Here is an 11062-nt window from a genome sequence, read left to right on the forward strand (position 1 = left end):
TATTCCTCTATTTCCAATATTTATCAATTTCTGCTTTAAATGCTCTGGCAGCTGCCGCAGGATCATCTGCTTCAGTAATTCCACGCCCTGCAATAAACGTAAACACATCCACACCTTCAAATAATTTTAATGTATCAGTATTAAGTCCACCTGTTACAGAAACTTTAAATCCCATTTCAATTAATTTTTTGACTTTATTCAAGTCCTTTTCTCCCCAAGTTTCTCCAGCCAGCAAGGCATCTCTGCTTTGATGGTAAATAGCCTGATTAATTCCCGCATCTAACCAAAGCTGAGCTTGTTCATAAGTCCAGTCTCCATACAGTTCCACTTGAATTTCCCCACGTTCTCCACGTTCTTCCTTTATAGCTTTTAAAGCCGCTTTCATTGTAGGAATTGTTGCAGAACAGATACAAGTCATCCAGTCTGCTCCACGTACAGCATTATTTTTAGCAACTGTTCCCCCTGCATCTGCACATTTTGTATCTGCTACTATTATTTTATCAGGAAATAAATTTCTTAATACCTCAACTAATTCACTCCCAACTTGTAGCAAGCACACTGTCCCAGCTTCTATCACATCAACTTCTTCCCCAACTGATACTGCCGCTTTTATCGCACCTTTCAAATCCGAATGATCAAGTGCAACTTGTAATAATGGTTTTGCCATCACTTTTCCTCCATTTCATAATTTATGCGTTTTTAAAATATACTCAAACTCTTAAAAAATTATTTAAGAAAGAGTTTGAGCAATTTAAAGTGGTTTTTTTATATGTTATGCTTTTTCTTCTATCAAGTTATAAATATCTTGTGATGTTTTAGCCTCTCTTATTTTTTCAAAAATATCTTCATCATCAAAAAGCATTACAATTTGAGGTATTGCTTCTCCTGCATGAACTTCATCATTTTCAGCTGCCAGTCCAATTAATATATCTACTTCCTGTCCGTCTGGAAATGATACTGGCTTTTTCAACGTAACAAGACTGAAAGAATTTTTATTAACTCCCATTTCAGGACGTTCATGTGGCATTGCCAATCCTGGAGCCAAAATGTAGAAAGGACCTAACTCCTTTGTTCTTTTTATTATATTTTCTATGTATTTTTCCTCTATTGAATTGCTTTCCAAAAGAGGTTTCATACATACTTTTATTGCTTCTTCCCAATTATTTGCCTCCTGCTGTAGCACAACAGAATTATTTTCTTTCAAAGAATCCAGCAAATTCATAAAAATCTCCTCTCAACTTTTATTTTTTAAGCTATTCCAGCTTCTGTCAATTTACTTTCTAGCTCTTTTTCATCAAGTAAGTTTAAAAGCCCAATTATTTTTGTGTTTGGTCCACCTTTTAATTCAGATGCGATATGAGTTGAAGCAAGAACTAAATCGTAATTTGAAAGTCCTGATTTAGCTTCTCCTAGACTGCATGAATTTACATCTGCCTGTACTCCCAATTTTTGTAAAACTTTTCCAACTTTTAACTTCATAATCATACTTGTTCCCATTCCACTTCCGCAGACTGCTAATACTTTTATCATTATTATTCACTTCTTTCTTTTTTTCTTTTTTACTTTTTTATTTTTTAAAATTTTAAACTTCTTCTAAATCTACTGTTCCTTCATAATATTGCTCTTTATTTTTAGATTTAGCATATTGAATTTGAGGAATTAGAAGCATTGTAGCAATTACCAATACATATCCAATTACTCCTAAATATTTCATTACAAATCCTTGAGCAAGCCATACTGTACTTTGGTCGATATTTCCGTGCCATCCACCTTTTAACTGGAATAACGCTACAGCCACAGCTCCGCATAATACTTGCAATACTCCTGATAAAGCTGACAATATGAATGCAGCTCTTGCTCCCCCACGTTTATCAGCATACACAGCAATAGTTGCATTATCAAAGAATACTGGAACGAATCCTGTTATAATAAATACAGGTGATTTGAAAATTAGTAATCCTGCTATTGAAATAAATTGAGCGATTGTTCCTATTAAAAATCCGAATAATACTGCACTTGGTGATCCAAATCCATAAGAAGCCGCACAGTCTACTGCAGGTAATGATCCAGGCAATATTTTATTTGAAATACCTTGGAATGACACTGTCAATTCTGATACGAACATTCTAACTCCTGTTTTCAAAATTGTTAAATATACTGCAAACAATAATGTTGTTGAAACAATATAAGTACCAAATGAAAGTTTTTTAGGATCAAACGCTCCTGTCGCAACACCATGAGGATTTATAACTGGACAAGTCTGTACACTATTTTCAATAACACATTTACCAAATTTTGCAGTAAAGAATTCAGGCCCTAGAACCCACATTATTATTCCAAAGAATACTATCATTATAAGCCCTGTTGCAATAATATCATCGTGAAGCATTGATAACCATTTAGGCAATTTCAAATCATCCAGTTTCTTTTTAGGATTTCCTATTTTTGGTGCCAATTTATCTGCTACCCATATAGCAAACATTTGTTGGTGCCCTATTGCAAATCCAGCATTTTCAGTCAATCTTTGAGTTGGTTCCACTGATAAGTTTGATCCAACTGCCCAATATATTCCTGCAAAAATTCCTATTAATATTACTCCCTTTATATTTTGGAACTGAGGGAACAGGAAGAATATCATCCAAGCTGCTGTAGAAGCCTGTTGCTGCATAATATGCCCTGTTATGAACAATGTTCTTACTTTAGTAAATTTTCTAAACAACACTAATAGTATATTTATAACAAATCCTATAAGAAGTGCCATCATAACTGCTGCTGCCAAATTAGATTTAGATGAATCCTGTTCAATAATATTTTTTATTGCTTCATCCACAGCCTGCAATCCAAAGTAAGGATCTATAACTGCCGCATTTAATTCAAATTTAGTCTTTAATGCCGCTAGTATTGGTCTAAATGTTGTTACCAGCCCTCCTGCACCGACATTCAATATCATATATCCTACAGTTGCCTTAATAAACCCTCCAACTGCCTCGTATATTTTTTTACCTAAGAACAAATATCCAACAAAAACCAGTAAACCTACAAAAAATTCTGGCTTAGTTAAAATATTTTGCCCAAACCACGTTCCAATTGCCATTAATAAATTCATGATTTTTCTCCTTTATATATTTTTTTAATAATTTCATTTTATCAAATATTTTTCCATATATTTAATTTTCCTATAAGAATGATTTAAATGGCAAATCAGGTTCTATTGTAAATGCGTCTTCAAATCCTCTTCTGTACATATATTCCATGTCATCTTTATTATCAGGGAATACAAATTTCCCTCCAGGCTGCCATATATATGGCTTAAATTCATACTTCATTCTGTCTTTTCTATAATTCCACAATAATGTTATTTCTTTTGGATCTGCCATAAAGTTAGACCAAATATCATGATGAAGCGGTATAACAACTTGTGTTTTCAATTCTTCAGCTACTCTTAGCACATCTGAAGAAGTCAATTTATCTGTCATTCCTCTTGGATTATCTCCATATCCTACAAATGCCACATCCACTTTATTTTCATTTCCATGTTTTACAAAATAGTTTGAATGGTGTGAATCTCCTGCGTTGTAAATATTTCCACCAGTTGTTTCAACTAAATAGTTTACTGCCATTTCATCCATATCAGGCGGTAAATTTCCTTTTAATGTTACATCTTCAGCAACTGTTAAAAGCATAGTTCTGTCAAATGATTCTAATGCTTTTATTTTTGCATCTTTTATTGTAATTTCATCTCCTGGTTTTACTTGTACCAGTCTATCTTCAGGCACTCCCCATTTTCTCCAAATTTCAATACATGTTTTTGGTCCTACGAATTTTGCTTCCGGACAATTTTTTACAACTGCCGCCGCAACATTTACATCTATATGGTCACTATGTGAATGTGTTGCAAGCAATGCATCAAGACCTTCTATTGCAAAAGGATCTATTACGCACGGAGTAAGTCTTAAGTTTGGCTGTAAAGCTACACATCCGACTGCTCTTTGATGCTGATGCTTAGGTTTCATTAATTTATTTTTTTGACTTCTTTTACCTGTTGCTACCCAGATATCCATTGCAATATTTGCATTTCCTTCTGTTTTTATCCAAAGTCCCATGTTTCCAAGCCACCACATTGCTACAGTTTTTGGTTTTACTACTGTTTCGGCTATTTCCTCATTTAACCAAGTTCCCCATTCAGGAAATGTTCCTAAAATCCAAGATTCTCTTGTGATTTCATCTAATTTTGACATAATTGTCCCTCCTAAAAATGTTATTAAATTGTATATGTCGTTTTCTTTTTGCTAACAATAGTATACCCCACTTTTTTTTAAAGTCAATAATTTTTCAAAAAAATTTTTATAAAAATAAAAGAGGCATCATCAGCCTCTTCTAAAATGTTATTATTAAAACAAATAATTTTTACTTTAATTTGTATATTATTGTCTATTTTTTATTTAAAAATATTTTATTCTCATCTATCTTCCAAAATTCTTTTGAATTTTCTTCATATTCCTGTCAATATCTTTTCTTTTCAGCGATTCCCTTTTATCGTGTATTTTTTTACCTTTCGCAAGCCCTATTTCCATTTTTACAAGCCTTTGCTTTGTATAAACTGAAATTGGAACAATAGTGTAGCCTTGTTCTTTGATTTTCTCACTCCATTTCTTTATTTCACGTCTATTCAAAAGCAATTTTCTCACACGGGATTCTGCCACATTATTAATATTTCCAAATTCATAAGGTGTAATATGCATGTTCATTACAAAAACTTCATCCCGTATAATTCTTATAAAACTTTCTTTTATGCTGACTTTTCCAGCTTTCACCGATTTCACTTCCGTTCCTACAAGTTCAATACCTGCTTCCAGCTTGTCTTCTATGAAATAATCGTGAAAAGCCTTTTTATTTCTAGCTAATACTGGCATTTTCCCTCCTTCCAATATTCTTTATTCCTCTTCAGCCTCCTCGATTTTTGGTCTTTCTTCCACATAAGGTATGACCTCAATTTCCATTTTTGTATAACTTGCACTTACAACACTTACTTTCATTGTGCTTCCCATAGTGTAGGACTCATTATTTCTTTTATCTATGATTTTATAGTTTTCCTCATCATAAATAAAATTATCACGTGCTGTTGTAACATTGTAAACCACTTCTATGTGATTTTCTAGTTCCATAAATATCTTATTTTTATTCATCCCGCTAAGTCTAGCAATATAAACTTGCCCAATTTTATCTTGCATATACTCGATCAACTTGATTTTTACACTGTCTTCTTCCAGTTTATCCGCTATTCTTTCAGTTCTCGAAATACTTGAGGCAATTGCTTCAAAATTAGCTCCATATTTAGCCTTTTCTTTTTCGTTCATAAATTTTTCAATCGAACGTCCAAGCATTCTGTGAACAATTAAGTCAGAATAACGACGTATCGGTGATGTAAAGTGCAGATAATATTTAGAAGCAAGACCAAAATGTCCCAGATTTTTGTTGGCATATCTTGCACGCTGCATTGCCCGTAAAATCAGTTTGTGAATCAAATACCCTTCTGGCAGTCCTGTCGTTCTTTCTATTATGTTCTGGAATTTGCCAGGATGCATTTCTTCCAATCCTTTTAGGGAATATCCAAATTTTATCAGTGTTTCATTTAACGCTTGAACTTTCGCCTTGTCAGGATCTTCGTGGACTCTGTAAATTGCTGGAATTTCTTCCCAGAAAAGTTTTTCCGCCACAGTTTCATTTGCAATAACCATAAAGTCTTCAATAATTCTTTCAGCTTCCCCTCTAGAACGCAATACGATGTCCTTTACGGCTTTATTCTCATCTAAGACTACCTTTATCTCAGGTAATTCAAAATCAATGCTCCCACGTCTCTTTTTGTTGTTTCTGATGATTTTAGATAATTCCAGCATATTTTTAAGCATTTCATCAATTTTTCTATATTTATCATATAGATTTCGATATTCTTCAGATTCTTCATTTTTTTCCAAAATTGTATTCACATTTTCGTAAGTCATTCTGTATTTAGATTTTATAACCGATTTGTAAAAATCATTTCTTACAACTTTACCTTTTTTATCCAAATCCATTTCTACAGTAAAAGTCAGTTTATCCTCATTCGGATTAAGCGAACATAAATTATTTGACAATTTTCTTGGCAACATAGGAATTACCCTGTCTACAAGATAAATTGAGTTTCCACGCTTCAATGCTTCTGTATCAATCTCGTTATTTTCCCGTACATAGTAAGAAACATCGGCAATACTTACAAAAAGTTTATACCCATCTTCTGTTTTTTCCACATAAACCGCATCATCCAAATCTTTCGCATCAGAGCCATCAATTGTAATAATATCAAGGTCCCGCAAATCTTTTCGATTTTTTAGTTCTTCCGAAAAATCTTCATCAATTTTGTCCAGTTCCTGCAATACTTCATTTGGAAATTTCTCCTCAATTCCTTCATTCAAAAGCAATGATGAAATTAGTGCCTCTGTATCCTTAGGACTTCCCAGAACACTTACAATCTCTCCTTCAGGCTTTCTTTCCTCATCTCCCCAGAAATCCACCTTTACAGCCACTAAATCTCCAGTTTTTGCACCTTTTATCAATTTTTTCGGAATATAAATATCCTTCGGAGAATTTCTTGGACGCACAAATCCAAAACTTAAATTATGCTCAAAAACGCCGACAATAACATCCCGATTTCTTTTAACAACTTTGTAAACTTCCCCTTCACGTTTCTTTCCATCTGAACTTTCCTTCAAAATACGTACCAGAACAGTATCTCCATTCATAGCTGTATTTAAATAAGCTCCAGGAATAAAGACACTAGCCTCTCCATTAATATCAAGAAATCCGAAATTTCCATTAGAAATAGAAATTTCCCCTTTCACAAAGCCTTCCTTCTCAGGCAAGGTATATCTTCCATTCCTTTTCAAATAAATATCGCCACTTTCTTCCCATGCACTTAAAAGTTGCTTATACATTTTCCGCTTTTTCTGGCTCCATTCCAGCAGCTGCAATATTTCCTGAAAAGTAAACTCATATTCTGCTAGTACTTGTCGCAAATATTTTAATTCACGCTCTTCTTTGAGTTCCATTTTCCGAGTTTTTTCATTTTCTTTTTTTATATTGTAATTTTTTCCACTAAATTTTTTTCCCTTATGAAAATTTTTATCGCTATTTTCAATATTTTTATTTTTTTCTTTCTTTTGTTTATTTCCCATATTTTACCTCTATTTTATTCAATACATCAAATTATACTATTCTTCATTTAAATAACAGATACTTCATAAATTTTAAACTATATTATTTTAACGAGTATTGAAACTTCTTATAATTAATATAATTCATATTTTAAAATGAAATTTAGTATTAGTCTAAATTATAAAATTCTAATAAAATATACTTATATATTGAGAAAATAATAAATTTTCAGATATATTTTAAATCAATTTTTATTTTTTAGATTAAATCTGATTTTTTTAATTTTAGAGTTGATTTGCTATTATTGAATTTCTAAATTTTATAATATTCGGATGAATAATTGAATCCTTTGAAAGTAAATATTTTAATTTTTCCTCAATTTCAAATTTTATTGCCTTATCTAAATCAGTTTTTGCAAGTTCTCTAGCTGTTTCTACACCTTCCCAGCTTCTCCCTTCTTCAATCGCATCTGAAAGATAGACAATCTTAGCAAGAGTACTCATATTTTCTTTCCCAATCGTATGATATTTTATTCCATCCAAAATTTCTTCATCATCAATTCCAAACAATTCATAGTTTTGCCGTACAAACTCAGCTCCTGCAAATCCATGAAGCACAGCTGTAGACTTCGACATCTTGTCCTCTACTTCAGGATATTTCCCCTTAGTCAAGTCAATCATAACTGACAAGTCAAAAAATTTTGCCACATCATGAAGCCAAGCTGAAGCTGCAACTTTTTCCACATCTACATTATAAATTTTTGCAAGTTCTACAGCACATTTAGCAACTCTTTCCACATGATCGTATCTTTTTTCATCCAAATATTTTCTTACATTCTTCTTAATTACTTCTATATTCATAATACCACTTCCCCTAATTTATAACAATTTTCAAATATAGTAATTCCAGCTTAAATCAAGAATAAAAGATTAGCCTGTTCTACAGCCAATTCTTTACTTTTTACATATTTTTACTCTAATTTTTAAGCATAACTATAAATCAACATCTATTGACATTATTATACTACACTAGAAAGAAAAAAACAATAAATCTAAATAAGCAAGAAAGCTTTATTATTTTTTATTAAAGCTGTTCTTACTTCTTAAAAAAAACTATTATACTAAACTCGATAAAATAATAAATTCATAGAAAATTTTTCAAAAAAGAATAAAATCTAATATTTTAAAATGATTAAAATGTAATTTTTTTTAATAGAAAATATACTAGTTGTATAATTTATTTCTACTATTCTTCACTAAAACTTTAAACAAGTTTTACAATATATTCAATCAATTCCTCAATTGTATGGAAAAATATTCCATAATTCAATACTGGACGTTTTATTGCTAAAATTTTTACTCCACATTCCTGACACGCTTCAACTTTTTGAAGTTCTCCCCCAGTTTCACCGCTCTCTTTTGTTATAAGATAATCAATCTTAAAATCTTTTAACATCGCAATATTCATATTTTTAGAAAACGGCCCCTGCATTGCAATTATATTTTTAGGTAAATATCCAAGCTCTTCAGCACTTTGTATTGAAGTTGTTGTTGGCAGAATTCTAACAAACAAATTATTTTTCTCTCTTATTTCTTTTATTTCCGCCAAAGTGTTCGATCCCAATGTACTCAATACATTTTTATTTTCAACTTTATTTAAAAACATAATTATTTCCTGTAAATTTTGGAATTTAAATACATTTTCACTTCCATAATCAACCATTTTTCTTTCAAATCTTACATATTTTATCTCTTTTCCTTTTTCGGCTCTTTCATTCAAATAACTTACCATTGAAATAACAGTATTACTAATATTTTGTGCATATGGATGGCTAGCATCAATAATTAAGTCAATCTTCTTCTCTAAAATCATGCTTTCAATCTGCAGTACATTCAATCTTTCTGAAAGTACATGCACTTTTTCATTCTTAGCCACATCTTCAAGTAATTTTCCACCATACTCAGTAGCTGTACTCACTATAATCTCATCTTCCCGAACTTTCAAAACTTCATCTAAAATACTTCTGGAATCTTTCGTTCCACCAATTATCCAAATCATTTAATTTCCCTTTCCTAATCATTATAATTTTAGTATCTATCAAATATGTTTGATTATACTACTTTATTATTATACTAATAATTTTAACTTTTGCAAATATTATTTACAATTTATTCAATATATTTTTCTAATAAATTTACTAATCGAATAAAAAGTACAATATTTTTATCTTATTATTAAATAATATGTAATATAATTCAAAATTTATAAATCACTATTTAACATAGAAAATAATATTAAACACTATAACACAAATCAAACTACAAAATAAATAAAAAAAATAGATAAAATATTTAAAAAATAAACTTTACAATAAATAAAAAATCTGATATTCTATTCATTATTAAGGAAAAAATTTACAATATTAATCAACTTTTTCAATAAATAAACAACTCTTAAGTTACAAAATTTGAAAATTATGATTTTCTCAAAATTCAATGCTAAACTTCACTTGAAACAAAAATAATAATAAAAAATTTTAAATCTAAACTAGAAAATATGCAGTTGAAAATTTATAAAATAAACAAAAAATATCTTAGTTCTATTTTAAAATAAAAATATACCTGTATAACTAATTTATTAATTTGACATATTTTTTCATTTCAAGTAAGTTTAACATAATTACAAGAAAATCAAAATGTTTAACTAATATTATGTAATTGAAAATTCATGAAATATCTATTATTCTAAAATAAATTAGTATAAAATAAAAAATGACAGAAAGGAATACAAGGAGCTGTCTTATAAGATAAATAAAAATATTAAGTTATAAATTCTATATATTTTACTACATCTATAAAATCAATAAAATAATATCTATTGATTTTTAAAAATAAACTTTTTTGGATAACTATATAAATTAAGAAATAAAATCAATACTATTTTCAATAGATTTCTCTACTCATAAAGAAAATATTACCAAACAAATCAGTATACAACATTATGTTAGTAAAATTTATTTTCATCTTATAAGATACCCTTATAAAAATATGGATAACAAATTAAAACTATATATTGTAAGACATGGGCAAACAGAATGGAACGTATTAGAAAAATTTCAAGGGCAATTAAATTCACCACTTACACCAGAAGGAATAAAAAAAATCGAAAAAACCGCATCAGAGCTTAAAAATATAAAATTCGAAGCAGTTTACACTAGCGAACTAGGAAGAACAATTTCTACTGCTAAAATAATTTTACAAAATAACAATTTTGAAAAAATAAAAAATAAAAATGAAAAATTAGCACTTCATAAACTATCCGAATTAAATGAAATCAACTTTGGAGAATGGCAAGGAATGAATTTCAAAGAGATTTTTATAAAATACCCGGAAGAAGCTCATAATTACTTTTACGATGTAAAAAATTATACTGCTAAAAATATAAAAGGAGAAGAACTAAAAGATGGATTAGAACGTTTTTTAAAAGGTTTAAAAAAAATCAGGTCTAACCATGAATACGGAAATATTTTAATTGTAACACACGGAACAGTCTTAGAACTATTTTTTAATTATATTCAAAACAAAAAAGCTAATGATTTAGACGAACGCAAGCTAATAGGTAACGGAGAATATAAAATTTTTACTTTAGAAAATGAAAAATACAAAACCCTTTAATTATACTCGAACCTATTTAAAATTGAACTGATAGAAATTATATAATTTATGGTTTGAGTAAAATAGTCATAATTTTTGAGTTCTATTTTAAACTAGTTTTACTATAAATTCACTATAGTTTACTTTTTATAGAAGAGCTGTATAATGAAAAATAGGCAAAAAAAAATTCCATAGAAGGAAATCAGAAGAGAAGCGGT

General features: G+C 29.8%; 10 protein-coding genes. 1 reads left to right on the plus strand and 9 read right to left on the minus strand.

The annotated features are described in order from the left end of the window. Positions 1–7: 7 nt before the first annotated feature. The 9 genes from ACEG17_RS08170 to cobK all read right to left on the minus strand — a co-directional run bounded on the left by ACEG17_RS08170 (position 8) and on the right by cobK (position 9249). Positions 8–667 carry a 3-keto-L-gulonate-6-phosphate decarboxylase UlaD gene (locus ACEG17_RS08170; protein WP_006805560.1) on the minus strand — a complete coding sequence of 220 codons (660 nt, stop codon included), beginning with the start codon at positions 665–667 and terminating at the stop codon, positions 8–10. 105 nt (positions 668–772) lie between these two features. Next, complete coding sequence (locus tag ACEG17_RS08175; RefSeq protein WP_372583316.1) at positions 773–1222, minus strand: PTS sugar transporter subunit IIA; 450 nt, start codon at positions 1220–1222, stop codon at positions 773–775. Between the two features lie 26 nt (positions 1223–1248). After that, a complete protein-coding gene (locus ACEG17_RS08180; protein ID WP_021746590.1) occupies positions 1249–1530 on the minus strand; it encodes a PTS sugar transporter subunit IIB in 282 nt (93 codons plus the stop codon). Positions 1531–1582: 52 nt separating this feature from the next. After that, a complete protein-coding gene (locus ACEG17_RS08185) occupies positions 1583–3106 on the minus strand; it encodes a PTS sugar transporter subunit IIC (protein WP_372583317.1) in 1524 nt (507 codons plus the stop codon). Positions 3107–3176: 70 nt separating this feature from the next. Beyond that, a complete protein-coding gene (ulaG, locus tag ACEG17_RS08190) occupies positions 3177–4238 on the minus strand; it encodes an L-ascorbate 6-phosphate lactonase (protein ID WP_372583318.1) in 1062 nt (353 codons plus the stop codon). A gap of 225 nt (positions 4239–4463) precedes the next feature. Beyond that, the gene (gene smpB / locus ACEG17_RS08195) at positions 4464–4913 is read right to left on the minus strand and encodes an SsrA-binding protein SmpB (protein WP_372583319.1); all 450 of its coding nucleotides are present in this window, start codon (positions 4911–4913) and stop codon (positions 4464–4466) included. 21 nt (positions 4914–4934) lie between these two features. Continuing rightward, positions 4935–7211, minus strand: a complete 2277-nt coding sequence (gene rnr, locus ACEG17_RS08200; RefSeq protein WP_372583320.1) for a ribonuclease R — start codon at positions 7209–7211, stop codon at positions 4935–4937. Positions 7212–7475: 264 nt separating this feature from the next. After that, positions 7476–8051 (minus strand): bis(5'-nucleosyl)-tetraphosphatase (symmetrical) YqeK, encoded by a 576-nt coding sequence (gene yqeK, locus ACEG17_RS08205; protein ID WP_372583321.1) that lies wholly within the window; start codon positions 8049–8051, stop codon positions 7476–7478. A 403-nt stretch (positions 8052–8454) separates the two neighbouring features. Beyond that, entirely contained in the window at positions 8455–9249 is a 795-nt protein-coding gene (gene cobK, locus ACEG17_RS08210; protein WP_299574560.1) for a precorrin-6A reductase, read from the minus strand. A 989-nt stretch (positions 9250–10238) separates the two neighbouring features. Between cobK and ACEG17_RS08215 the strand changes: the two genes are divergently transcribed. Next, entirely contained in the window at positions 10239–10865 is a 627-nt protein-coding gene (locus ACEG17_RS08215) for a histidine phosphatase family protein (RefSeq protein ID WP_372583322.1), read from the plus strand. Positions 10866–11062 lie beyond the last annotated feature (197 nt).

Source organism: Leptotrichia hongkongensis, assembly GCF_041538065.1.
GTDB lineage: Bacteria > Fusobacteriota > Fusobacteriia > Fusobacteriales > Leptotrichiaceae > Leptotrichia > Leptotrichia hongkongensis.

What these genes read in the sequence shown, in the direction of transcription:
- ACEG17_RS08170 (WP_006805560.1), bottom strand. Translation starts at nt 667, where the DNA reads ATGGCAAAACCATTATTACAAGTTGCACTTGATCATTCGGATTTGAAA.
- ACEG17_RS08175 (WP_372583316.1), bottom strand. Translation starts at nt 1,222, where the DNA reads ATGAATTTGCTGGATTCTTTGAAAGAAAATAATTCTGTTGTGCTACAG.
- ACEG17_RS08180 (WP_021746590.1), bottom strand. Translation starts at nt 1,530, where the DNA reads ATGATAAAAGTATTAGCAGTCTGCGGAAGTGGAATGGGAACAAGTATG.
- ACEG17_RS08185 (WP_372583317.1), bottom strand. Translation starts at nt 3,106, where the DNA reads ATGAATTTATTAATGGCAATTGGAACGTGGTTTGGGCAAAATATTTTA.
- ulaG (WP_372583318.1), bottom strand. Translation starts at nt 4,238, where the DNA reads ATGTCAAAATTAGATGAAATCACAAGAGAATCTTGGATTTTAGGAACA.
- smpB (WP_372583319.1), bottom strand. Translation starts at nt 4,913, where the DNA reads ATGCCAGTATTAGCTAGAAATAAAAAGGCTTTTCACGATTATTTCATA.
- rnr (WP_372583320.1), bottom strand. Translation starts at nt 7,211, where the DNA reads ATGGGAAATAAACAAAAGAAAGAAAAAAATAAAAATATTGAAAATAGC.
- yqeK (WP_372583321.1), bottom strand. Translation starts at nt 8,051, where the DNA reads ATGAATATAGAAGTAATTAAGAAGAATGTAAGAAAATATTTGGATGAA.
- cobK (WP_299574560.1), bottom strand. Translation starts at nt 9,249, where the DNA reads ATGATTTGGATAATTGGTGGAACGAAAGATTCCAGAAGTATTTTAGAT.
- ACEG17_RS08215 (WP_372583322.1), top strand. Translation starts at nt 10,239, where the DNA reads ATGGATAACAAATTAAAACTATATATTGTAAGACATGGGCAAACAGAA.